Annotated in this window: 18 protein-coding genes; 11 read left to right on the top strand and 7 right to left on the bottom strand. The window is 64.1% G+C overall.

Going from position 1 to position 25297, the window contains the following annotated elements; genetic code table 11:
* The first annotated feature begins 234 nt into the window (after positions 1-234).
* From FCT00_RS13480 to FCT00_RS13455, 6 genes are read left to right on the top strand one after another with little or no spacing between them, the layout of a single operon-like run.
* A complete protein-coding gene (locus tag FCT00_RS13480; protein WP_138423440.1) occupies positions 235-3099 on the top strand; it encodes a monovalent cation/H+ antiporter subunit A in 2865 nt (954 codons plus the stop codon).
* A 1-nt stretch (position 3100) separates the two neighbouring features.
* A complete protein-coding gene (locus tag FCT00_RS13475) occupies positions 3101-3454 on the top strand; it encodes a Na+/H+ antiporter subunit C (protein WP_008330177.1) in 354 nt (117 codons plus the stop codon).
* Positions 3451-5103, top strand: coding sequence for a monovalent cation/H+ antiporter subunit D (locus FCT00_RS13470; protein ID WP_138423439.1), 1653 nt, complete (start codon positions 3451-3453; stop codon positions 5101-5103). The genes FCT00_RS13475 and FCT00_RS13470 overlap by 4 nt, the downstream gene beginning before the upstream one ends.
* A 3-nt stretch (positions 5104-5106) precedes the next feature.
* Positions 5107-5598, top strand: coding sequence for a Na+/H+ antiporter subunit E (locus tag FCT00_RS13465; RefSeq protein WP_138423438.1), 492 nt, complete (start codon positions 5107-5109; stop codon positions 5596-5598).
* A complete protein-coding gene (locus FCT00_RS13460; RefSeq protein WP_008330172.1) occupies positions 5595-5864 on the top strand; it encodes a K+/H+ antiporter subunit F in 270 nt (89 codons plus the stop codon). The genes FCT00_RS13465 and FCT00_RS13460 overlap by 4 nt, the downstream gene beginning before the upstream one ends.
* Before the next feature lie 9 nt (positions 5865-5873).
* Positions 5874-6269 (top strand): Na+/H+ antiporter subunit G, encoded by a 396-nt coding sequence (locus FCT00_RS13455; RefSeq protein ID WP_008330170.1) that lies wholly within the window; start codon positions 5874-5876, stop codon positions 6267-6269.
* A 6-nt stretch (positions 6270-6275) separates the two neighbouring features.
* Here FCT00_RS13455 and FCT00_RS13450 read toward each other — a convergent pair whose 3' ends face one another.
* Positions 6276-6818 carry a VOC family protein gene (locus FCT00_RS13450; RefSeq protein ID WP_138423437.1) on the bottom strand — a complete coding sequence of 181 codons (543 nt, stop codon included), beginning with the start codon at positions 6816-6818 and terminating at the stop codon, positions 6276-6278.
* 250 nt (positions 6819-7068) lie between these two features.
* Between FCT00_RS13450 and purU the strand changes: the two genes are divergently transcribed.
* Together purU and FCT00_RS13440 are read left to right on the top strand one after the other, a co-directional pair.
* The gene (gene purU, locus FCT00_RS13445; protein ID WP_008330167.1) at positions 7069-7953 is read left to right on the top strand and encodes a formyltetrahydrofolate deformylase; all 885 of its coding nucleotides are present in this window, start codon (positions 7069-7071) and stop codon (positions 7951-7953) included.
* A 55-nt stretch (positions 7954-8008) separates the two neighbouring features.
* Positions 8009-8947, top strand: coding sequence for an ornithine cyclodeaminase family protein (locus tag FCT00_RS13440; protein ID WP_138423436.1), 939 nt, complete (start codon positions 8009-8011; stop codon positions 8945-8947).
* A gap of 15 nt (positions 8948-8962) precedes the next feature.
* On the opposite strand, the gene FCT00_RS13435 is transcribed toward FCT00_RS13440, so the two are convergent.
* The 3 genes from FCT00_RS13435 to FCT00_RS13425 form a co-directional block, all read right to left on the bottom strand.
* Positions 8963-10231: a hypothetical protein gene (locus tag FCT00_RS13435; protein WP_138423435.1), complete on the bottom strand. Its 1269-nt coding sequence runs from the start codon at positions 10229-10231 to the stop codon at positions 8963-8965.
* A gap of 76 nt (positions 10232-10307) precedes the next feature.
* Positions 10308-10985 (bottom strand): ABC transporter ATP-binding protein, encoded by a 678-nt coding sequence (locus FCT00_RS13430; protein WP_235889080.1) that lies wholly within the window; start codon positions 10983-10985, stop codon positions 10308-10310.
* Positions 10958-11725, bottom strand: coding sequence for an ABC transporter permease (locus FCT00_RS13425; protein WP_161600684.1), 768 nt, complete (start codon positions 11723-11725; stop codon positions 10958-10960). Before FCT00_RS13425 ends, FCT00_RS13430 begins: the two co-directional genes overlap by 28 nt.
* A gap of 247 nt (positions 11726-11972) precedes the next feature.
* On the opposite strand from FCT00_RS13425, the gene FCT00_RS13420 reads away from it, so the two are divergent.
* From FCT00_RS13420 to FCT00_RS13410, 3 genes are read left to right on the top strand one after another with little or no spacing between them, the layout of a single operon-like run.
* Positions 11973-19265, top strand: coding sequence for a type I polyketide synthase (locus FCT00_RS13420; RefSeq protein ID WP_138423434.1), 7293 nt, complete (start codon positions 11973-11975; stop codon positions 19263-19265).
* Positions 19262-20623 (top strand): aminotransferase class I/II-fold pyridoxal phosphate-dependent enzyme, encoded by a 1362-nt coding sequence (locus tag FCT00_RS13415; protein WP_138423433.1) that lies wholly within the window; start codon positions 19262-19264, stop codon positions 20621-20623. Before FCT00_RS13420 ends, FCT00_RS13415 begins: the two co-directional genes overlap by 4 nt.
* Before the next feature lie 43 nt (positions 20624-20666).
* Positions 20667-22439 carry a glycosyltransferase gene (locus FCT00_RS13410; protein WP_138423432.1) on the top strand — a complete coding sequence of 591 codons (1773 nt, stop codon included), beginning with the start codon at positions 20667-20669 and terminating at the stop codon, positions 22437-22439.
* A 2-nt stretch (positions 22440-22441) separates the two neighbouring features.
* Here FCT00_RS13410 and tmk read toward each other — a convergent pair whose 3' ends face one another.
* Genes tmk through FCT00_RS13395 form a run of 3 tightly spaced genes read right to left on the bottom strand, consistent with a single transcriptional unit; the run spans position 22442 to position 25211 of the window.
* Positions 22442-23065, bottom strand: coding sequence for a dTMP kinase (tmk, locus tag FCT00_RS13405; RefSeq protein WP_008330151.1), 624 nt, complete (start codon positions 23063-23065; stop codon positions 22442-22444).
* Positions 23066-23070: 5 nt separating this feature from the next.
* Positions 23071-24282 carry a D-alanyl-D-alanine carboxypeptidase family protein gene (locus tag FCT00_RS13400; RefSeq protein WP_138423431.1) on the bottom strand — a complete coding sequence of 404 codons (1212 nt, stop codon included), beginning with the start codon at positions 24280-24282 and terminating at the stop codon, positions 23071-23073.
* Between the two features lie 38 nt (positions 24283-24320).
* Positions 24321-25211, bottom strand: coding sequence for an SPOR domain-containing protein (locus tag FCT00_RS13395; protein WP_008330148.1), 891 nt, complete (start codon positions 25209-25211; stop codon positions 24321-24323).
* Positions 25212-25297 lie beyond the last annotated feature (86 nt).

Raw genomic sequence — 25297 nt, 5'->3', positions numbered from 1 at the left:
GACACTACCGGGGGGGCACATCGGGTTCAAGTTCCTGACCCTACGTAAAAATACGAATGCTGCGGGTGCAAGAGCGAGTTTTGACAAACCAGACGGGTGAACCGCGCCGGTTTGCAACCCGCAACTCGGCCCGGCTGGCGAAAATGTCATGGAAATCCGTTTGGTTTCCGGGCCATGACCCCCTATTTCTTGAGGAAACGAAAAAAGAATACATACCGCCAACGGGGACGACGGATGGGAGACGGGAGCAATCTGCTTGTAATCATTGCGCTATTGCCGTTTATCGGCGCGCTGGTTCCAGGCTGGATGATCCGGGCAGGCAGAAACGCCTGCGCAACATTTACAGCAGTGCCGACGGTGCTCGCGCTGGTCATGCTGGGCATTCTGGCCCCGGACGTGATGCGGGGCGAGGTCATACAGGCGCGGTTCGAATGGCTGCCGCAGCTTGGCCTGTCGGCGTCTTTCTTCCTCGATGGTCTGGGTCTGCTCTTCGCGGGCATGATCCTCGGTGTCGGGCTGCTCATCATCCTGTATGCGCGGTTTTACCTGTCCGGCGACGATCCGATGGGGCAGTTCTACACCTATCTGCTGCTCTTTCAGGGCGCGATGCTGGGCATCGTCCTGTCGGACAACATCCTGCTTTTGCTGGTCTTCTGGGAGCTGACGTCGCTGTCGTCCTTCCTGCTCATCGGATATTGGAAGCACCTGCCCGAGGGGCGTCAGGGCGCGCGGATGGCGCTGGCGGTCACCGGATCAGGTGGGCTTGCCATGATCGGCGGCATGCTGATCCTCGGCAATATCGTGGGCAGCTACGACCTGACCGACATCCTTGCCTCCGGTGACCTCATCAAGTCGTCGGACTGGTATCTGCCCGCGCTGATCCTGATCCTGCTGGGCGCCTTCACCAAGTCGGCGCAGTTCCCGTTCCACTTCTGGCTGCCGCACGCGATGGCCGCGCCGACGCCGGTGTCGGCCTATCTCCACTCGGCCACGATGGTGAAGGCGGGCGTGTTTCTCATGGCGCGGATGTGGCCCGCGCTCGCGGGCACCGAGGCGTGGTTCTACATCGTCGCGACCGTGGGTCTGATAACCATGGTTCTGGGCGCGGTCATCGCGCTGTTCAAAGACGATCTGAAGGCGCTTCTGGCGTTCTCGACGGTCTCGCACCTCGGCCTGTTGACCATGCTTCTGGGCTTCGGCACGACCGCCGCCGCCGTCGCCGCGGTCTTTCACATTATCAATCACCTGACCTTCAAGGCCGCGCTCTTCATGACCGCCGGGATCGTGGATCACGAGGCGCATACGCGGGACATCAAACGGCTCGGTGGGTTGGCGAAACTCATGCCCATCACCGCGACGATTGGAACAATAGCGGCGCTGTCGATGGCGGGGATTCCGCTTTTCAACGGGTTCCTGTCGAAAGAGATGATGCTGGAAGAAGCGTCGCATACGTACTGGTTTGAAAATCCGTGGATCGTGCCCGCGCTCGCCACGCTCGGCGCGCTGTTCTCGGTCGCCTATTCGCTGCGCTTCATCTTCCACACTTTCGGCGGGCCGGTGCGCGACGACTATCCGCACAAGCCGCATGATCCGCCCTTCGGCATGTATGCGGCCCCCGCGCTGCTTGTCGTGCTGGTGGTCGCCATCGGCGTGATGCCGTTCCTCGCCGACAACCTCGTCGCGGTCGCGGCCTCGGCGGTGGCGGGAGAGGCGCTGCATCCGCATCTGAAAATCTGGCATGGCGTGACCCCGGCGCTGTTCATGTCGCTCGCGGCCATCGGTGGCGGGATCGTTCTGCTGCTCATCCACCGCCCGCTCGACCGGGTGTGGATCACGGCACCGCGCCCCGAGGCGAAGGTGATCTTCGACAAGCTGCTGGCGCTGCTGGTCGGCGCGACGCGCTGGATCACAGAGGTGACGCACAATCGGTCGATCACCCGTTACCTCGCGATCTTCACCGTCGCATCAGTCGCACTGGGCTACGCCGCGTGGACCGGGGGCGGCATGTCCGCGCCCAGCCGCGAGATGTTGCCGGTTCCGCCGCTCGTCGGTCTTGGGTTCGTTCTGCTGATCGTCGGCGCCGCTTCGGTCGTGCTGTTCCATCGCAACCGCTTCCGCGCCCTCGTGGTTCTGTCGATCATCGGGCTGATGGTGTCGGCCGGCTTCGTCTATCTCTCTGCCCCCGACCTCGCGCTCACGCAGATTTCCGTCGAGACCGTGACCATCATGTTGCTGTTGCTGGCGCTGCATTTCATTCCGAAAGAGACGCCAAGGGAAACGCGCGTCGGCAAGAAGATCGCCGACGGGGTCGTCGCGCTTGTCGCGGGCACGGGTGTGGGGGCGCTGGCCTATGCCTTCATGCGCCGCGACGTCGATACGATCTCAGGCTTCCACCTCGACAACTCCTATGCGGGCGGTGGTGGCAACAACGTGGTCAACGTGATCCTCGTCGATTTCCGCGGTTACGATACCTACGGCGAGATCATCGTGCTGGGGATCGCAGGTCTCATCATATACGCGCTGATGCAGGCGCTTTTGGGTGGCCCCGCCGGGCGCAAGCTGCGCAACACCGATTTCACGCGCGATCTGTCGCGGGACCGCCACCCGCTGATGATGGTGGTCGCGACCCGTGTGATGATGCCCATCGCCGTCATGGTCGGGATCTACATTTTCCTGCGCGGCCACAACTATCCGGGGGGCGGGTTCGTCGCCGGTCTGGTCATCGCGATTGCGCTGCTCATGCAATACATGGCCTCGGGCTTTGCCTGGACACAGTCGCGCCAGCGTATTCAATATCACGCGATGATCGGCTTCGGCGTGGTCATCGCGGGGCTGACGGGGGCCGGGTCGTGGTTGGCCGGAAAACCGTTCCTGACCTCGGCTTTCGGGTATTTCGAGTTCCCGCCCATCGAGGAATTCGAGCTCGCGACCGCCGCGCTCTTCGACCTCGGCGTGTTCCTGACCGTGCTGGGTGCGGTGATGCTGATGCTCTTCAGCCTCAGCCGCATCGCGCGCTATGCCGGGCAGTCCGTGAACCTCGAACCGATGGACTACGATCCTGCCGACAGGGTGAAACCGCTCGAAGGGGGGAAAGAGTGACATGGAACTGATCGTCGCGACCTCTGTGGGTGCCATGACCGCTGCCGGGGTCTACCTGATCCTGCGCCTGCGCGCTTTTCCCGTGATCCTCGGGCTGGCGCTGCTGTCCTACGCCGTGAATGTGTTCATCTTCGCCTCGGGGCGGCTTTCGGTGAACCTGCCGCCGATCCTGAAATACGGCGACGCCTCCTATACCGATCCGCTGCCGCAGGCGCTGGTGCTGACCGCAATCGTGATTTCCTTCGGCATGACCGCCGTTCTCGTGATGATCGCCATCGGCGCATTTCTCGAGACCGGGACGGACAAGGTCGATATCGAGCGCGGAGACGAGGATGAGGAGGAGCCGGTGAAATGACCCACTGGATCATCGCCCCCGTCATCCTGCCTGCGCTGCTGGCGCCGATCATCGGCTATGTCATGCGATACGACATCCTGATCGCGCGGATCGCTTCGATCGTGGGGACCATCGGCCTTGTCGCCATTGCCGCCGGGCTGTTCGCAAGCGCCGCCCCGGGCGAGACCTTCGTCTATCGGCTCGGCAACTGGCCTGCGCCCTTCGGGATCGTGCTTGTGCTCGACCGGCTGTCGGCCCTCATGGTGCTGCTCACTTCGGTCCTCGCGCTCATCGTGCTCGTCCACGCCGTCGCGTCCAACTGGGATCAGAAGGGGCTGCATTTCCATGCGCTGTTCCAGTTTCAGCTCATGGGCATCTCGGGTGCCTTCCTGACCGGGGACGTCTTCAACCTGTTCGTGTTCTTCGAGGTGCTTCTCATCGCCTCCTACGGTCTGATGATTCATTCGGGCGGACGTGAGAGGATGCGGGCCGGCTTGCAATACGTCATCATGAACCTTGCCGGGTCCACGCTGTTCTTGTTCGCGCTGGGCACGCTTTACGCGTCCACCGGCACGCTGAACATCGCCGATCTCGCCGTGCGCCTGCGCGAAATTCCGGTCGAGGATGCGGCCATCGTGCGCGTCGCCGCGATGCTCCTGATGATCGTTTTCGCGGTCAAGGCGGCCCTGTTTCCGGTGCAGTTCTGGTTGCCGGGAACCTATGCCAACGCGCCCGCGCCGGTGGCGGCGCTGTTCGCGATCATGACCAAGGTGGGGGCCTATGCCATCATCCGCGTCCACACGATCGTCTTCGGTCCCGACATTCCGGCGACGGGCGACATGGCCGGTCTGTGGCTGTTCGCGGCCGCCATCGTGACCGTGGGGATCGGGGCCTTCGGCGTGCTCGGTGCGCGCCGGTTGATGCCGCTGATCGCGTTTTCGGTTCTGGGGTCGATGGGCACCCTGATGCTCGCCATTTCCGCCTTCACCCCCGGCGCGACGACGGCGGCGCTTTATTACCTCGTTCATTCGACATTCGCCGCCGCCGCGCTGTTCCTCATCGCCGATCTCGTGGTGACGCGCCGCCCCGGCGACACGCTGACCACGCTGCCCGCCACGGTTCAGAACGGCCTGTTCGCCGCGCTCTTCTTCGGAGCGGCCATCGGCATGGCGGGGATGCCGCCGTTGTCGGGGTTCCTCGGCAAGCTCTTCGTCCTCGACAACCTGCGCGACCCGGCCGAGATCGGCTGGGCCTGGACCGCGATCCTTGTCGGCTCGCTCTTCACGATCGTCGGCTTCGCGCGGGCCGGATCGGCGCTGTTCTGGAAATCGACCGCCTTCGTCCTGCCGGAGAACGTGATTTCCGAAGACGAGGAAAAGGAAGAGGTTCCGATCACCCGCGACCCGGCCAAGGCTTGGGAAGTCGCCCCGACCATGGCGGCCATCGGCATGTTGGCGGCGCTGTCGATCTTCGCCGGCCCCGCCGCGCGGTATTTCGAACTGACGGCGGATCAGTTGTTCGACCGCAACGCCTATGTGTCGGCGGTCCTTGAAAACCCCGATGGGCTGAAGCCCTATCCCGACGATCATCACGGCGAGGAAGATGCGGCCTACGACGAAGACGCCGCGGAGCACGATGACGACGGGTCTGCGAAAGACGGGGGACACTGATCCATGCTGAGACGCCTGATCCCCCACCCGATCGTCAGTATCCTGCTTCTGATCGTCTGGATCCTGCTCGTGAACAAGGTCACGGTCGGCAACATCGTGCTGGGCGCGTTCCTCGGCCTCGCCGTGCCGGTGTTCACCGCGCCCTATTGGCCGGACCGGCCCAAGGTGCAAAAGCCGTTCAAGGTTCTGGAATACGTGCTGGTCGTGCTTTGGGACATCATCGTCGCGAATGTCGAGGTCGCGCTCATCATCCTGTTCAAGCCGAACAAGAAGATCGAAAGCCACTGGGTCAACGTGCCGCTCGAACTGACCTCGGCCGAGGCGATCACGGTGCTCGCCGGGACGATCACCATGACGCCCGGCACCGTGTCGGCCATGCTGTCGGCGGATGGCGGAAACATTCTGGTCCATTGCCTGCACACGAACGACCCGGACGCGGTGCGTCAAGACATCAAGCACCGCTATGAGCGGCGATTGAAGGAGATTTTCCCATGATCGACATGGCGCTGTATTTCGCGATGGGCTGCTTCGGGGTCGGCCTGTTGTTCAACCTCTACCGCATCGCCGTCGGCCCGCAGGCCGCCGACCGCATCCTCGCGCTCGACACCATGGTCATCAACGTGATCGCCCTGATCGTGCTCTACGGCATTCAGGGCGGCACCGCGACCTACTATGAGGCGTCGATGCTGGTCGCGATGGTCGGTTTCGTGTCGACGGTCGCCTATTGCCGCTTCCTGCTGCGCGGCGACATCATCGAGTGAGGGGCTGAGATGGAGATGTTCTACGAAATCCTGATTACGGTCTTTCTGGTCCTCGCGGGCATCTTCGGCCTCGCCGGGTCGTTCGGCCTGGTCAAACTGCGCGACACGATGCAGCGGCTTCATGCTCCGACCAAGGCGACGACGCTGGGGGTGGGCAGCGTGTTGATCGCGTCGATGCTGTATTTCGGGCTCATCAAGGGGCAACTCAGCTTTCACGAGTTGCTCATCACGATCTTCCTGTTCCTGACGGCACCGATCACCGCGAATTTCATCGCCAAGACCTATATGGCGATGAACATGAAGCCCGAGGACATTCCCGAAACCGAGCGCGCCTATGGCTGGGCGATCTTCGAAGATCCGCCGCAGCCGGTCGTGATCGACGACGAGGGGCAGGAGGGGGCCTGAGCGCCCTCAGACCTCGCTGAGTTCCTTGGCGTGCATCCAGTCCGCGTGGCGCGGCGCTTTCTTGGTGCGCGACCATTCTTCGAGCATTTCCCATTTCACGTCGTTCAGCCGGGCGAGCATCTCATCTTCCGCCGGGTCGGGACAGGCGAGTTCGATGCGGTGACCGTTCGGGTCGAAGAAGTAGATCGAGTGGAAGATCGAGTGATCGGTGACCCCGAGCACCTCGACCCCTTTGGCCTCCAGATGCGTCTTGGCGTCGATCAGGGCCGGGCGGTCGGCCAGTTTGAACGCGATGTGCTGAACCCATTCCGGCGTGTTCGGGTCGCGGCCCATGTCCGGTTTCGTCGGCAGTTCGAAGAACGCCAGCACGTTGCCGTCGCCCGCATCGAGGAAGACATGCATGTAGGGGTCCGGTTCATGGGTCGAGGGCACGTGATCCTCGGCGATGGCGAGGATGAAATCCATGTTCAGCATCTTGCCATACCACTCGACGGTCTCTTTCGCATCGCGGCAGCGATAGGCGACGTGGTGGATTTTCTCGATCTTCATGGCGTGTCCTCCGTCCGTATTCCACGCTTATCGTTGCAAATGCAACGATTGTCAATCCGCAAACGTGAGGGGTTAGGGGAGAGGAAACGCCGTGCGCTTATCGGAACGGAATTCCCGATCCGCGCATCTTTGCATTCGCCCGTGTCGCTCCGGTGTGCAGAATGTCCCTTTTCGCACGTGGAAGGGCGTTGACCTGCGGTAACGGGAATTGTCTCTACGGCGAGACGCGAAAAACAGAAGAGAGACCAAAATGACCGCCTTTGTCCTGACCGTTCGTTGTGCCTCCCGCCGCGGGATCGTCGCGGCGATTTCGGGTTATCTCTTTGAAAAAGGCTGCAACATCACGGATTCCGCGCAGTTCGACGATGCCGAAACGGGCCGCTTCTTCGCCCGCATCACCTGCGCCCCCGAAACGGGGACCGAGCTGGAAGACCTCAAGGAAGGCTTCGCCCCGATCGCCGAGGAATTCGGCATGGAGTGGGGGATGCACGACACATCCGAGCGGATGAAGGTCATCATCATGGTGTCGAACTTCGGCCATTGTCTGAACGATCTGCTCTATCGCTGGCGCATCGGCGCGCTGCCGGTCGACATCGTGGGCGTGGTGTCGAACCACATGACCTATCAGAAACTCGTGGTGAACCACGATCTGCCGTTCCACCACATCAAGGTGACGAAAGAGAACAAGCCCGAAGCCGAAGCCCGGCTGATGGACGTGGTGACCGAGTCCGGTGCCGACCTCGTCGTGCTGGCGCGCTACATGCAGATCCTGTCGGACCGTCTTTGCAAGGAAATGTCGGGGCGGATCATCAACATCCACCATTCGTTCCTGCCGTCGTTCAAGGGGGCCAACCCCTATAAGCAGGCGTTCCAGCGGGGCGTGAAGCTGATCGGGGCCACCGCCCACTACGTGACCGCCGACCTCGACGAAGGCCCGATCATCGAGCAGGACACGGTGCGCGTGACCCATGCGCAAAGCCCCGGCGATTACGTGTCCCTCGGGCGCGACGTGGAAAGTCAGGTTCTGGCCCGCGCGGTTCATGCGCATATCAACCGCCGCTCGTTCCTGAACGACGACAAGACGGTGGTCTTCCCGGCCAGCCCCGACAGCTACAAATCCGAGCGGATGGGCTGACACGGGGACCGGCCCTCGCGCTTGACGGGGCAGGGACGGCGGGCGATGCAGGGGCATGACATTGCCCTTCATCACCGCCGAAACCGCTGACGCCCTCCTCACATGGCCCGCCGTGGTCGACGCGCTGGCACATGGTCACACGTTGCCGCGCGCCGACGTGGGCGACCTGTTTCTCGGGCCGCCCACGGGCACGCTGATGAGCCGCGGCGCCTATATCGAGGGGCTGGGCTACGGCGTCAAAACCTTCACCGTGACCGATGGGAACGCGGCGCGGGGGTTGCCGACCGTGCAGGGTGCGATGCTGGTGTTCGACCCCGACACCGGGACGCCGACCGGGATCATCGACAGCGCGCTGGTGACGAAATGGAAGACGGCGGCGGATTCCGCGCTTGGGGCGCGGTTGCTTGCGCGACCCGACAGCCGACACCTCGTCATCGTCGGCGCGGGCACCGTGGCGGCAAACCTCGCCGAGGCCTATGCCGCGATTTTCCCGGCCCTCGAAACCATCACGATCTGGGCGCGGCGCATGGAACAGGGCGAGGCGCTTGCCGCAGACCTTACGCACCTTGGCCCCGCCGTTCGGGCGGCGGAGGATCTGTCGCAGGCCGTCGCGCAGGCCGATATCGTGTCGTCGGCCACGATGGCGCGGTCGCCGGTGATCTGCGGTGAATGGCTCGCCCCCGGCACGCATGTCGATCTGATCGGTGCCTTTAAGGCGGACATGCGCGAAGCCGACGATGTGGTGCTGACACGCGGCACCCTGTTCGCCGATGCCCGCGCCACGACGCTGCACCATATCGGCGAGTACAAGATTCCCTTGGAGGCCGGGATCATCACCGAAGACGATCTGCGGGCGGACCTTTACGACCTGATCTCGGGCCGCGCGTCGGGCCGGGCGTCCGAGGACGAGATCACGGTCTACAAGAACGGGGGCGGCGCACACCTCGACCTGATGACGGCAAGTGCGATTTCGGCTGTCGTTTCCGGCGGATAGACCGCGCGAGGCAGGTCAGTTCGCGTGTTCGCGCACCACGTAGATGATCATCAGCGAGATGCCCCAGATCATCACGGCGAAGCAGAAGAAGACCAGCGTCGTCTGAAGCCGTTTGGGATAGAGCGACTGCTCGGGCAGCGACGGTTTCACAAAGGAGGCGAGATACCGCTGCTGCTTGTCGGCTTCGAGCCGCGCACCCTCGCGGGCGGCGAGTGCGGTCACATAGGCCTGCCGCAGGAATTCCATGTCGACGGCCAGACCTTCGTAGATGCCGAGCCGTTCGGACATGCTCAACTCTGCGTTGCCCTCTGCAAGATCGCCACTTTGTGAGGTGTTGGCGGTGCCGGTGCCCAGCCGCTGGCGCTGTTCTTCCAGTTGCCGCTCCATCGACTCGATCTCGGTTTTCAGAACCCGGACGGTCGGCGCATCTTCGCTCAGATAAGTGAGGAGCGAGTTCAGCCGGGCGCGGGACGAGGAAAGCTGGCCCTCAAGCTGTGTCAGGAGTTCGATCTGCGCCCCGGCGGAGGCTTCGGGGTCGACATCCTGCCGTTCGTCGCGGAAGGCGACCATCGCCTGACGATGTTCGTCGAGCTGCTGTTCGATCCGGGCGACTTCGCGTTCGGCGCTGGCCATGGAGTCGAACCGGGCCTGTTCGGACACTTCGTTCACGAGGTCCGAAGCGACCTCGAGGATCGCCGCCGACAGTGCTTGCGCGCTTTCCGGATCGAAGGTCTGCACCCGAAGCGTCAGGATCTGCGAGGCGGTGTCGAAATAGATATCCACCCACCGATTCAGATACTTGCGCAGTTCTTCGGCGGTCGGATCGGCCTTGAGCTTGGTAAGGAAGTCCGCCTGTTCGGTGTGGTAGATCTCGACCAGATCGACCTTGTCTTCCAACTGGTCGACCAGATCGCGACTCTCGATGAAATCGACCAGCATATAGCTGTCGCTCATCGTGGACCCGGCGCTGGTCATCGTCGTCATCATGCTCAGGAGGTCGCCCGAAGGCACCGTGCTGGACGGCGAGCGCACCGCGAACTTGGCTTCGACGGCATAGCGGTCGGCCGCGAAGTGGAAGAAGTAGAGGGCGGTCAGCGCCGTCGGGATGACGACGAGGAACAGAAAGCTGAGGCGCGTCAGCCACCGGCGGCGGGCCTGTGCCCGCATCGACCGCTTCTGGGCCTCGTTCGCGTTCAGGACATGCACTTTCTGCGGCGCGGGCTTTTTGTCCGGCGCAGGCTTGGTGTCTTCGTTGCGCTTTTGGGTCTGCGCGTCAGGCGACATTGGCATTGTCCATGTGTAAACCGTTTCTATCTAGGCATAATCCCGTGGCCTCGCAAGCCTCACGAGATATGGCGTCTCACGCTTCGTTGAGCTGCTCATACCTTTTGATCGCGTCTTCGATGTCCTCGTAATACGTCATCTTGCCACTGTCGAGAACGAGGCCGGTCTGGCAATACTCGCGCAGGTTGTTCATCGAATGGGACACCATGACGAGGCGAGAGTAGGGGAGGCGGTCCTGAAAAGCCTTCTTCGACTTGGCTTTGAACCGGGCATCGCCGACCGCCATGATCTCGTCCACGAGGTAGACCTCGAAATTGACGGCCATCGACACACCGAAGGCCAGACGAGCGCCCATGCCGGAGGAATAGGTCTTCACCGGCTCGTGGTAGAACTGACCGAGTTCGGCGAAATCCCTGACCTTCTCGACCATCTCTTCGGTGTCCTGACCGTAGATCCGCGCGACGAAGCGCACGTTCTCTACCCCCGACAGCTCGCGGTGGAAGCTCCCACGAAAGCCGAGCGGCCACGAGATCGTCTTGTTGCGCCGGATGTCGCCCCCGTCCGGCTCTTCGATCCCGGCGATCATGCGCAGGAAGGTCGACTTCCCCGCCCCGTTGCGCCCGAGGATCGCGATATTGTCCCACGGCAGCGCCATCGAGACACCGTTCAGAATGTTCCGACGTCCCCCCTTGATCGTGTAGGACTTCGAGACGTTCTGAAGCTCGATCATGTTGTCTTGAATCTTGTCAGCCATTCGCCCACGAACCCGAAAAAGTTGAGACAACACACCCAGGTGAAGAGATAGAGAAGGTTGATGTCCGGCGCTGAATAGTCCGCAAAGTACCCGACACGAAACCCCTCAACACCGTGAACCAGCGGATTCCACCACAGAATCATCCGGTATTGCGTGGGGATGCTCGACAGCGAAAAGAAGATGCACGAGACGAAGAACGCCGGCCCCATGATGATGTGATACAGGTTCTGCGCAGACGGCAGGAACCGCTTGATGACGGCCAGCGACAGCCCCGCGCCAAGCGCCATGAGCGCGAGTAATGCGAGGGGCAGGGCCATGAGCGGCACATGCTCGGGCGGCGGCACGTCCATGAAGGTGATCTGGAAGCCAAGCACGATCGCCATGACCAGAATATTGGTCGCGAGGTCCAGAACCAGCCGGGCCAGAACGGCGTCGATCGGTTTGACCATCGGATAGTTGAACAGCGCCCGGTTCGCCTCGAACGCGTTCATGATATAGGCGGCGGTGTTCCTGAACATATTGAAGGACAGGACGCCGGTGGCGAAGAACAGCGCAAACTCGGCCCCGCTTCCGTCGCTTCCGCCCCTGAACTCGCGAAACAGGATCGTCAGGATCGTGATCTGGAGCACCGGCTCGACGATGGCCCATGTGTAGCCCGCCTTGGACCGGCCGTGGCGCACGCGGGACTCGCGTAATACGAGTGCCAGGATCACTCGGATATGGGTCGTTAGTGTTTTCATGCTCTTCCCAATGACATGGCGGGTTTGCCGCCGAGTGATGCGCCCGTGCACCATATGCGGTTGACATAGCTGGGCGAAACACGGTGAGTTTGATAGACAGCCGGAAAGAGTTCGTCAAAACACGATGTTGGACTTGGAAGATTGGGTAGATATCTCCATTAAGGCACGATAACAGATGCCGTTCAAAATCGTAGCAGACGAATCCGAACACGAATCGGACTAAGATAGGGGCCTGGGAATTCGGCCGATGGATGCCACTTACATAATTGGACAGGCCTGTCGACTGCCGGGAAGCCCGAACGTCGCAGCCTTTCGGACCCTCTTGCAGGAGGGTCGGTGCGCTGTCAGCGAAGTGCCGCAGGACCGCTTTGCGCACAGTCTTTTCATGAACCCCAAGCAGGGCGTGGCAGGCAAGTCCTACACGTTCCGCGCAGGTGTCCTCGACGACATCTGGGGATTTGACCTTTCCGTTTTCAAATTTTCGCCGCGCGAAGCGGTTCAGATGGACCCGCAGCAACGCCTTCTTTTGCAGGTGGTTTGGGAAGCGATGGAGGACGCGCGCCTCGATTCCTCCAAACTCGCGGGCAAGCGCGTGGGCGTCTATGTCGGCGCCTCCAGCATGGACCACGGCTCGGTCCTCGGGCGCGACCCGTCGCTGGTCGACAGCTACCTGATGACGGGCAACACCCTGTCGCTGGTCGCCAACCGGATTTCGCATGGCTTCGATCTGCGCGGCCCGTCGTTCGTGGTGGATACCGCCTGTTCCTCGTCGCTGGTCGCGATGGATCAGGCGCGCCAAGCCCTGTCGCGGGGCGATATCGACACCGCGATCGTGGCCGGTGTGAACCTTCTGCTGTCTCCGTCGAGCTTCGCGGGCTTCTCGGCCGCACGCATGTTGTCGCCCACCGGGCTGTGCCAATCCTTCTCGGACAAGGCCGATGGCTATGTTCGGGCCGAGGGTTGTGTTGCCATGGTGCTACAGAATTCGTCGGACGTTCCGGTGACCGCCAAGGCGCGCGTCGTGGATTCCGAGACGAACGCCGACGGCTATACGATGAACGTGGCGCTTCCGGCGGAAGAGGGGCAGTACGAACTGCTCGCCCGGCTTTACGACCGTCAGACGATCACCCCTGACGATCTGTCCTTCGTCGAGGCGCACGGCACCGGAACGCTTGTCGGTGACCCGATCGAGGCCCACGCCCTCGGCCGCGCCGTGTCCAAGCACCGCAAATCGCCGCTGCCCATCGGGTCGGCCAAATCCAACGTCGGCCACCTCGAACCCGCGTCCGGCATGGTCGGGATGCTCAAGGCGCTCATCGCGATGGAGGATCGGCGTCTGCCGCGCTCGCTCCACGCCGAGAACCTGAACCCGCATATCGACTTCGACGAACAGAAACTCGTGCTCGCGCGCGACAGCGTCGATCTGGGGGACGGCCCGCTGTTCTGCGGCGTCAGCTCCTTTGGTTTCGGGGGCGTGAACGGTCACGTGATCCTCGAAGGCGTGACCCCGCCCAAGGCCACCGCCCCGGCGGCCCCCACCAGCCCGGACCGCATCTTCGTCACGTCGGCCTTCAGCGACGGGGCGCTCAAGGATCTCGCGACCGCCTATGCCGACCGCATGGAGGCGCCTGCGGCGCTGAACCCCGGCGCGCTTCCCGAACAGGCGTGGCACCAGCGCGGCCTGCATCCCAAACGTCTTGGCGTTCTGGCCGAGGATGGCGCGCAAGCCGCCGAGGCGCTTCGCGCCTATGCGGCGGGACAGAAAGACCCGCGGTTCGTCGCCTACGAAGGCCGCCAGCGGGACGAAGCGCCGGTCTTCGTCTATTCCGGCAATGGCTCGCAATACCTCGGCATGGGCCGCCTGCCGTTCCGCAAGGATGCGGACTACCGCGCAGCTTATGAGGAATTCGACGCGCTCTTCACCGAGATGATGGGCTGGTCGGTCATCGACAAGATGAACTCCGAGACGCTGTCGCAGGAATGGGGCGACTGTCGCGTCATTCAGGGCCTCGTCATCGCCGACCAGATCGCCCAGACCGTCGCACTCGCCAAGCGCGGCATCGTTCCGGCGGCGGTCATCGGTCATTCCGGCGGCGAAGTCGCTGCTGCCTGGGCCGCGGGCGCTCTGTCGCTGGAGCAGGCCGCGCATCTGGCGGTGAGCCGCAGCCGCACGCAGTTGCAGTTCGCTGGCACCGGCACGATGGCGGCGCTGCAAACCAGCGCCGAACAGACCCGTGCGCTGCTCGACGAATTCGGCGATGCCGATATCGAGCTCGCGGCGATCAACTCGCCACGCAGCGTCACACTCGCAGGCCCCACCGAACCGCTCAAGGCGTTCGCCAAATGGGCCAAGCGCACGCATCGCCAAGCCTGCGTGATGCTCGACATCAACTACCCGTTCCACAGCGCCATCCTTCAGTCCTCGGAAGCCGAGCTGAAGGAAGGCCTGTCCGATATCGTGCCGTCGGAAAGCCGCGTGCCGATGTTCTCGACCACGACCGGCGCGCTGGTCGACGGCACCGACCTGACCACCGACTACTGGTGGGCCAACGTCCGTCAGCCGGTGCAGTTCAAGGCGGCGGTGGAAGCCGCGCGCGATGCCGGATACTCGGCCTTCCTCGAAGTCGGCGCACAGCCGGTTCTGCCGAACTACATCACCGACTCGCTCGACGACGACGCACGCCACTGCGCCGTCGTGCATACGCTTGCCAAGAACGACCCGGAAACGGCGAACCCCGTGGCCCGTGCCGCCTTGCGCGCCGTTCTTGCGGGCATTCGCACGGAAGAGAACGCGACGTTCGCGGCGACCACTGGTCCGCTGGTCAGCCTGCCCCGCTATGCCTTCCAGAATGAGGAGCTGCGCGCCACCAACAGTCAGGAACTGAGCAAGCTTCTTGGCACCGATGGCGAACACCACCCGCTTCTGGGGGCGCCGCTCGCCGGTGAATCCGGTGTCTGGCGCCGCGATCTGGACGACAACCTCTTCCCCGCGCTGGCCGATCACAAGGTGGGCGACAGCGTGCTCCTGCCGGGCACCGCCTTTGCCGAAATGGCCTATGCCGCCGCCAGCGTCGAGGCCAAGGGTCAGACCGTCGAAATCTACGACATGGACCTGTTCGCGCCGATCGTTCTGTCGACCTCGACCGGAGTCGAAATCCAGACCGAGGCCGATGCCAATGCCGGCACGATCCGCATCATGTCGCGCGCGCGGCTGTCGAAAGACGCCTTCCGCGAGAACATGCGCGCGCGCTTCGTCATGCACAGCAAGCCCCCGGTCGCACCCGCGCTGGACGCGCCGGGCGAGATTGCGCCGAACGAGGATATCTCGAACTGGGTCTATGAGGATGCCGAACGCATCGGGCTTTATTACGGGCCGAATTTCAAGGGCTTGAAGCATGCCCGCCGGAATGGCGACGACATCGACGTGATCTTGCGCGAGGGGCTGACCATCGCGTCGGACCCGGCCATCCACGGTTTCGATCCGGCCCAGCTCGATTGTCTTCTGCATGGCCTCATCGCGATCTCGGCGAACACCGACTTCGCGGATGCCCGTCAGGCGCTTCTGCCGGTCCGTATGGGACGCATTCAGGTTCACGCGCCGGGCGTCGAACTCGTGTCGGGGCGCATCCACCTGCGCCGTTGGGGGGATCAGTCGATCCATGCCGACGTGGTGGGCTTCGGTCCGGCGGGTGAGGTCGTGGTCGAGGTCGAAGGCCTGCGCCTGCGCGCGACACAGATCATTCCGCAGATCAATTTCGCGCGGCAGGCGTTCCATGTCGAAGCGCGCCCGATCCTGTCGGAGCCGGGTGTCATCGCGACCGACATCGTCGAAACGGCCCTGAACACGGCGCTCACGCCCGAGGAGGCGGACGACGACGCCCTTCTTCTGCTGGATGCCGCGGCGCAACAGGCCGTGTGGAGCGCGTTCCGCAAAGTCGTGGGCAAGGACGGTCTTTACAAGATGCGCCGCCCCGAGGAAGGCGTCGAGGGCAGCCTGATCGACGTTCTCGCCCGTCTCGACCTTGCATGGCAGGGCGCGACGCATGGCGAGTGGCATATCGCCGAGGACTGCGACCTGCCGGATGCCGACCTGATCGGTCAGGCGCTGCTCGAAGAACGCCCCGACCTTATCGGTCTGATCGCGCTGATCCTGCGTCTGCCTGCGGCCTTGGACGACGTCCTGTCGCAGATCGCGAACGACAATCCCGCCCCGGAACCCGAAGTGCTGTTCGGCCGTGAGGCCGTGCAGGCGCTCGACGCCGGGCCACACGTCGCGCGCCGCGATCGCCTGATCGCCGCCGCACTCGACAGCATCGTGGCACGGGTGCCGCGCACCGAGTCGATCCAGATCGGCGCGATGTCCGGTTTCGACCTGCTCCAGCATTCGATCAAGGGCGATCATCCCGGTCTCGAACGGGTTCAGATCATGTCCGCCGATGGCGAAGAGGGCATGGTGTCGGTCCAGATGCGGGCCGTCAAATGGGGTGAAACCGCAGAACTCGATGTCGTGCTGGTGGACGACCCGCTCCAACTTTTCGAAGACTGGATGGACGAACGTCTGAAAGGCGTGCTTGCGCCGACCGGCGTCGTCATGGTGGTGGTTCCGGCGATGTCGGCGTTCCGCCGTGCCGTCATGCCGTCGAAATCGAACCTTGTCCGGCGCGGCGACGTGGACCGGCTCGTGGCGCAATTGACCGAGCTTGGCCTCGAAACCGTTCTGCAACAGGATCTTCCGGATGGCGCCGCTGGCGGCACGCTGGTCATGGCCAAGCTGGCCTCCGCAGCGACGGAAGCGGCGCATGTCGCCCCCGACGAGGTCGCCAAGAGCGATCTGGACCTGTGGACGAAGGCAATCACGCATCTGCACGGCCCCGTCACCAAACGGGACGGTGTGATGACGGTTCTCGAACCCGAAGCCGCCGCCGCTCCGCTCGTTCTGTTCGGGGCCACGGGCGCGGACGAGGGCGAACTGGCGGACCGTGTCCTGTTCGCACGCGATATCGTGGCCGAAGCGGTCGCCGAAAATCGTGGCGTGCTCGCCGTGCTGCCGAAAGGCGCGCAATATGCGGGTGGCCCGGTGTCGGACCCGGTTCAGCACGCCATCTGGGCGATGTTGCGGACAGCTGCGAACGAAAACCCCGGCGTCGCGATCCATGCGATCGACGCGTCCGGCAGCGATATCTCGGTCCCGGCGTCGCTGGCCGCGCTGCTGTCGCGGATCGAAGCCCACGCGCCGCGTGAAAGCGAGATCGTGCTCGCCGAAACCGGCGTTCTGGGGCTGCGCGTCGAAACCGGCCTGCCGCTCGCGGATGGTGCCGTGACGCAATTGTCCGGCGACGGAAAACTCAGCACGCGTCTGCGCAAGTCCGTGACGGGCCGTCTGGACGCCCTGTCTTGGGAAAGTTTCGAGCGCATGGATCTGGCCGACGACGAGGTCGAGGTCGAGATCGCGGCCACCGGCCTGAACTATCGCGACGTGATGTGGTCGATGGGCCTTCTGCCCGAAGAGGCGCTGGAAACCGGGTTTGCCGGGCCGACGCTCGGTCTGGAATGCGCCGGGCGCGTGTCGCGGGTCGGCCCGGGTGTGACCGAATTCAAGGTCGGCGACCCCGTCGTCGCCTTCGGTCCGTCCTGTTTCGCATCGCATATCGTCAGCCAGTCCAAATGGCTTTCGAAGCTTCCCGAGGGCGTGTCGTTCTCGCAGGCCGCGACCCTTCCGGTCGCCTATTTCACCGCCTATTACGCGATGGTGACGCTCGGCAATCTTCAGCCGGACGAAACCGTCCTGATCCACGGCGGGGCCGGCGGTGTCGGCCTTGCGGCCATCGCCATCGCCAAAGACATCGGCGCGACCGTCATCGCGACCGCCGGCAGCCCGGTGAAGCAGCAGCTTCTGCGCTCGATGGGTGTCGAGCACGTCGTCTCGTCGCGTGAATCCGGCTTTGCCGCCGCCGTGCGCGAGATTACGGGCGGGCAGGGGGTCGACGTCGTCCTGAACTCGCTCGCGGGTCAGGCGATGGAGCAGAGCCTTGCACTTTTGCGACCCTATGGCCGGTTCCTGGAGCTTGGGAAGCAGGATTACTATACGAATACCGGCATTGGCCTGCGGCCGCTGAAGAACAACGTGGCGTACCACGGGATCGATGTGGACAGCCTGCTGGCCGACCGTCCGGATATCGCGAGCCGTGAATTCCGCCGTGTGATGGCCGGGATCAGCGAAGGCCGCTATGCGCCGCTGCCGTTCACTGAATTCTCGGGCGGCGACGTGATCGAAGCCTTCCGGTTCATGCAGCGGTCCGGCCATATCGGCAAAGTCGTGGTGCGCCCGAACGACGTCGCGACGGATTGGGAGCCGCTGTTCCGCCCGCGTCCGGGTGGCTGGTTCGTTCTGGCCGGTGGGCTTGGCGGTATGGGGCTCGAAACCGCCAAATGGCTGGCGAGCGGGGATCTGACCCACGTCGCGCTGCTCGGGCGTCGGACCGAGATGGACGCCGAGACCAAGGTGCTGGTCGACAAGATCGAGCGCAGCGTAGATGAATTGCGTGTCGTGTCCTGCGACATCACCGATCTGGACAGCCTGAACGCTGTTCTGGACGACCTGCGCAAGGTCGCGCCGATCCACGGGGTGTTCCACACGGCGATGGTGCTGGAAGACCGCGCGATGGGCGACATCGACCGGGCGCAGCTCGACAAGGTTCTGCCGGTCAAGACCAAGGGCCTCGCCAATCTCGACGCGGCGACGCGGGACGACGATCTTCAGGTCTTCGTGGCCTACACGTCGCTTGCCAACCTGATCGGCAACCACGGTCAGGCAGCCTATGTCGCCGCGAACGCCTATCAGGAATCGCTGATCGAGGCGCGGGCCGCGACCGGGCGTCATGCCCGCGCGATGGGCTGGGGCGCGATCACCGATGTGGGCTACCTGCGTCGCGATACGGCCAAGCGCAACATGCTGCTCCAGATGTCGGGCAACGTGAAATTCTCGGCCGATCAGGCGCTTCGGGCACAGGAATTCGCGCTGACGCAGAAGGTGCGGGGCAATGTCCTGACCGTGACGCCGATGGGCTGGGGCCCGTCGATCGGAACGCTCGGCAACCTGCGTCGTCCGACCTTCGGCCTCTTGCGCCGGATGGGCGAGGCGGGCGGATCGTCGCAGAGCCTCGGCACGCTGCGCGCCGACCTCGAGGCGCTGCCGTTCGACAAGGCCGTGAAACGCGCGACCGCCTATCTCAAGACCGAGATCGCTTCGATCCTGCGGGTGCCGGAAAACACGCTGTCGCCGACCCGTCCGCTGGCGGAATACGGTATGGACAGCCTGATGGGCGTGGAACTGACGCTGGCGGCGCAAAAGGTGCTGGGTGACGATCTTCCGGTGCCGTCGCTGGGCGACGATCTGTCGATCACCAAGATCGCGGGCATTTTCGTGACGCATATCCAATCCGGCGCTTCGGCGGACGGAGGCGGGAACGAAGCCGCATCGGCGGTCAAGACCCTCGCCACGCAGCACATGGGTTCCACGCGGAGCGAGGCGGCGGAATGACCTCTGGCTCGAATGCCCTGTCGGGTGACGCGCGCGCGCGGGCGCTGAGTGCCGCGCGCGCCGCACAGAAAAAGCCGTCGAACAAGAGCGGCCCGATCATCGACCACAAGCCGAACCCGTCGTTCGACCAGCTTGCGGGATACAAGGAACGGCTGGCGCTGCGCCAGATTTCCAAACTGCACGATCTGGGCGACCCGAGCTTCCGACAGCATGACGGGCATCCGGGCGCGATTTCGCGCATCGAGGGCCGCGACGTCATCAACTTCGGCTCCTATGACTACATCGGCCTCAACGCCGATCCGCGGCCTGCGGAAGTCGCGAAAGCGGCCATCGACACCTATGGCGTGTCGGCCTCCGCCAGCCGCCTGACGGCGGGCGAACGCCCGATCCACCGCGAACTCGAAGGCAGGCTGGCGGCGCATTACGGCGTCGAGGATGCGCTGACCTTCGTGTCGGGCCACGCGACCAACGTGTCCGCCGTGGCGACGGTCGTCGGCAAGGACGATCTGGTCATTTACGACAGCTACATCCACAACTCCGCCTCGGTCGGGGCCACGCTGTCGGGTGCGACCCGCCGCAGTTTCCCGCATAACGACATGGACGCGCTCGAAACCATCCTCGCCGAAACGGCAGGGCGGTATCGCTATACGCTCGTGCTGGTCGAGGGGCATTATTCGATGGACGGGGATATTCCCGACCTTCCGCGCGTGCTCGACCTGAAGAAACGCTTCGGGTTCTGGCTGCTGGTCGACGAGGCGCATGGCCTTGGCTGCATCGGCAAGACCGGCGGCGGAATGCGCGAATACTATGGGCTGTCCGGCGACGAGGTCGACATCTGGATGGGAACCCTGTCCAAGTCGCTCGGGTCGACCGGCGGATATCTGGCCGGCAGCGCGGCGATGATCGACGCGATGAAATACGAGGCGCCGGGATCGGTCTATTCGGTCGCGCTCGCGCCTGTGCTGGCCGCCGCCGCGAACGAAGCGATCCAGATCATGCATGCCGAACCCGAACGGGTGGCGCGGCTTCATGCGCGGGGGTCGTTCTTCCTCGACGTCGCCAAATCGCTTGGGCTGGACACGGGGGCATCGGTCGGGTCTTCGATCACGCCGATCATGGTGGGGTCTTCGCCGCTCGCCGCCGCCGCATCCAAGGTGCTGTTGGAAGAGGGGATCAATGCCCTTCCCATCGCCTTCCCGGGCGTGCCGATGAATCAGGCGCGGCTCAGGTTCTTCATCACCTCGGAGCATACCGAGGACCAGATCCGTCACTCGCTGACCACGACGGCTGAAATCCTCTCGCGGCTCCGGGAAGGGCCCTTGCAGGATCTGATGAAATCCCTATCCAACACGTTCTGAGGACAGGCGGCCCTGCGGTCGCGAACGAGACCGGGGGCAGGGGATGACCGCTTACAGACTGCAAAACGTGATCGGCCCCGATTTCGGCCGCCCCGCCGTGCTTTACCGCGCGACGGGCGAGGCGGTCGATGGCCCGATGCCCTGGTCGATGGCGGCGGGCGACACTTTCGATTTCGACAGTTATTTCAACGCCTTCTTCCCGGATGTCTGGCACCGTCACACCAAGATCGGGCGCGTCGGGCTTGAGGTTGCGGCGACCGGACCGATCCGGGTCGTCGTCACGGCCCATGGCGCGCAATTCGCAACGCTTGCCGACACCGCGCTCGACGGGTCGGGGGTCGTCTGGCTGGACGATCTGCCCAAGACCGGGCGGGTGAGTTTCCGGGTGGAGGCGGAGGCGGACACCCGACTGACCGATCTGGGATGGGTCACGGACGTTCCGCCCCTGCACGCGCCCACGCTTTCGGTGGGTCTGTGCACCTTCAACCGCGAAGAGCAATTCGCGGTCACGCTGGCGGCACTTGCACAATTGCAAGAACAGAATCCGGCGATCCTGCATATCTGGGTGGCAAATCAGGGCAAGACTTTCACGAATCCGACAATCGCCGAAATCGACAAGCGGGAAACCGTTTCGATCCTCGAACAGACGAACCTTGGCGGCTGCGGCGGCTTCACCCGCACAATGGTCGAAGCGACATCGGTCGCCACGCCCGCGACACACCACCTGCTTATGGACGACGACATCATCCTCGACCCGCGCGTGGTCAACCGGGCGCTCGGATTCCTCGCCTATGTCGAGGGCGAGCTGGCGGTCGGCGGACAGATGATCGACCTCGACGACCCAACGATCCTGCGCGAGCTGGGCGCGAAGCTCGACCCGGAGCGGTTCGTTCAGTCGATCGGGGAGAACTCCGATCTGACCACGCCCGAAGGGCTGGCGCAGTTCCACGACACCCCGCGCATCGACTACAACGCTTGGTGGTTCTGCGTGATCCCGACCGCGACCATCAAGCGTCTGGGTCTGCCCACCCCGATCTTCATTCGTGGCGACGACATCGAATACGGCTGTCGGATGGCCGCGAACGGGGTCGAGACGATCTGCCTGCCCGGTGTCGCGGTCTGGCACGAAAGCTTCCACCACAAGACGAGCGACTGGCTGACATATTACGACATGCGCAATCGCCTGTTCGTGGCGAGCCTTTATCCGCAGCTTGTCTGGCGCCCGGCGTCTTACTACCTGCTGGGCTTCGTCGTCGTGTTCATGTTCCAGAACCGCTACCGCGCGGCGGACATGAACATTCTGGCCATTCAGGACGTGCTGGCGGGGCTGGACACGGCGCTGGGCGCGGACAGCGAAAGCCGCCACATGGCGCTGATGGCGCAATTGAACCAGCTTGCGCCTTACCCTGAGCTTGCGCCCGACGCGCTGCCCGACACCGAGGAAGGCACGCTGGAACCGCTCGATACCTCGATCCCGTCGATGGTCTGGATGTCGGTGCGGGATTTCGTGTTGTGCACCGTGAATCCGCTTCTGCGCCCGTTCCGCAAGCCGCGCCGCTTCCCCTATGTGCCGATGCCCAACAACGTCGGCGCGCGGGACTACATCGCGCCCAAGACGCCCGAAGCCGAGGCTTACGTGCTCTACAAGGCGCGGCCCGCGCGGCTCTGGTCGGTCATGACGCGCACGATCTGGGTCAGCTTGCGCTACGGGTTGAAGCCACAGGCGCATTTCGACGACCTCGCAAGGGCGTTGGAGGCGAACCGGACGCGCGAGTACTGGCAGGCGCTGTTCGACCTGCCGCGCGACAGGTTCTGAGCTCAGGCGGGGAGGCGGTCGCGGGCGACGTCGGCCACGCGGGCGGCCACGGCCTCGGGCGTCCCGTCGCCGTCGATGACCACGCATCGCCCCGGTTCGGCCTTGGCGAGTGCAAGGAAGCCCTCACGCATCTGAACCTGTAGGTCGGCCCCGAAATCCTCGAACCGTTCTTCGGTTCCGTTGCGGCCCTTGGCGCGGGCATGTCCCGTCGTCGGGTCCATGTCGATGATGAATGTGAGGTCGGGCTCGCGCCCGATCATCAGCCTGTGCAGGTCATCGACGACCTTGCGCAGACCCGGGCCGCGCAGGCCCTGATACATGCGGGTGGAATCCGCGAACCGGTCGCATATCACGATCTTGCCCGCCGCGAGGGACGGGTCGATCAGCCGTTCCAGATGGTCGCGCCGTGCGGCGGTAAACAGCAGGATCTCGGTTTCGGCGGACCAACGGTCCGGGTCGCCTTCGAGCACGAGACGCCGGATTTCCTCGGCCCCCGGCGAACCGCCGGGTTCGCGGGTGGCGACGACATCACGGCCCTCGGCCTTCAACGCTTCGGCCAACAGCCGCGCCTGTGTCGACTTTCCGGACCCGTCGATCCCCTCGAACGTAATGAAATGGCCCGTCATCGGGGTCAGTTCACCGCTGGTTCTTCGGTGGCGGCGTCTTCGGCCTCGGCCCCGGCGCCGATACCCGCCAGATCGCGGGCCATCGAAAACACCTGTCCTGCCGCCGTGGTGAAGCGCGGCAGGAAGCCGGCGGCGGCGACGTCATCAGCGGCGACGAGCGGGATGACCGTATCGCTCATCCCCTCGCGCACGATGGTGAAGGTCGCGATCTCGTCACCCTTGGAGATCGGAGCCTCGACAGGCCCGCTCCATGTCACTTCGCCCTTGATGCCTTCATGCGCGGTCACCGGGATCAGCAGTTCGACGTCTTCGGGCGCGGCCAGTGCGACGGTCTGGGCCTCGCCGAGCCACACGGGGATTTCCGCGATCACCTGACCGCTTTCCACCGCCGTGCGCATCACGAACTGACGGAAGGCGAAGTTGATGATCGCCGCGGATTCCGACCGGCGCGCGGCTTCGCTGTCGAGACCGGAGACCACCAGCACCACCCGCCGGTTGCCCTGCATGGCCGAACCGACGAGGCCATACCCGGCTTCCTGCGTATGCCCGGTCTTGAGCCCATCGGCCCCGAGGCCGAGGTCGAACAACGGATTGCGGTTGAACCTATTGTCCGGTGCGCGCCCGTCATAGGGGAATTCTTCGATCCCGAAGTAGTGGTAATACTGGGGGAATTCCTCGATCAGGCGTTCGGCCAGAATGGCAAGGTCTTCGGTGCTCATGCGTTGCGCGGGATGCGGCCAGCCGGAGGCGTTTCCGAAGGTCGAATTCTCCATCCCCAACGCGCGCGCCCGCTGGGTCATCATCGAGGCGAAGGCATCCTCGGTCCCGCCCAGCCCTTCGGCGACCACCACACAGGCGTCGTTGCCGGACAGAACGATGATCCCCTTGATAAGCTCTTCGACCGTGGGGCGATCCTGCGTCGTCAGGAACATGGTCGATCCGCCCATGTCCATCGCGCGCTGGCTGACGTTGAACTGGGTGTCGAGCGACACGCGACCGTCCTCGAGCGCCTCGAACAGCATGTTCAGCGTCATCAGCTTCGACATCGACGCGGGCGGCAGCGGCACTTGGGCGTTTTTCTCCAAGAGCACCGTGTTCGTCGTCAGATCGACGACATAGGCCGAACGCGCGCTGGTCTCGAATGCGAATGCGGGAAGGGCGATGACGCCCGCCAAAAGCGTGGTGAGCAGGCGGGCCGTGACGTGGCAGCGTCGCATCTGTTTGTCCTCGGCTGGCCCGGCGATCCGGGCGATGGTCAGTTGGTGACGTAGTAGGCGTCGGTGAAGCCCAGATCCTTGATCTTCTTCAGAAGCTGGGCGCGTTCGGCGCTGGTGCCGGCCGGACCGACGATGACTCGCCAGAAATCCTTGCCGCTCATCTTACCCGGCTTGATCGTCGGCACCATCCCCGCGCGGCGCAGGCTCTCGGAGGTGTTATTGGCGTTCTGCTCGACCGAGAAGATGCCGATCTGGATATAGGGTTTCGACAGGTTCGAGGCAGGCGCGGTGCGTTGCGGGGCCGTGGTTGCGGCCGCGACGGTCGAGGACGTGGTCGTGGGCTGCGCGACGGGCTTGCCCTCGGCCTCGTCCAGCGCGCGGGCGGCTGCGGCGAGCGGGTCGAGCGGCTTGGTCTCGACGGTCGGCGCTTCGGCGACCTCGGTTTCGATCGTGTCGGTTTCGCCCGCGTCTTCGGGTTGGTTTTCGGGCACCTCTTCGCGCCGCAGCGCGGTCACGTTCAGGTCAGCGGGCTGTCCTGCGAGCATACCCAAGGCATCCGCCGCATCGGACGAGACCTGAATCTTCGGCCCCGGTTGCTGACGCTCGGGCCTGTAGAGCACGCCGACCACGAATTTGGAGTTGGCGGTGTTGCGGATGATGACGCGCTCCGGGTCTTTGGCATCTTCATGCGCCACCCAGACACCGCCCAGGCTCGGGCGACCGTCCCAAAGGCCCTTGTCGGCGACCTGAAAGACCTCGGGGGCTTCGACATCGCGCTCGACCGTCCGGGTCGACCGGCTGGTGGTCGTCGTTTCACCGTCGGGTTTGGATTGCAGGAAGCCGGGGAGGTCGGCCCCGTCTTCACATCCTGCCAGCACGAGCGCGGCGCACAGTCCGATGACCAGCCGCCCTGTCGTCCGCATATGCATCACGTGTCTTGCCCCTTGTTGCGGGGTCATGCTTCCAGACCGCCGCGCTGCCCGCCTCGCGCCTATGGTGCGCGTTTTGCGGGAGT

This window comes from Maritimibacter alexandrii (genome assembly GCF_005871115.1).
GTDB classification, from domain to species: Bacteria; Pseudomonadota; Alphaproteobacteria; order Rhodobacterales; family Rhodobacteraceae; genus Maritimibacter; species Maritimibacter alkaliphilus.
This window is presented reverse-complemented; position numbering and strand designations above follow the sequence as displayed.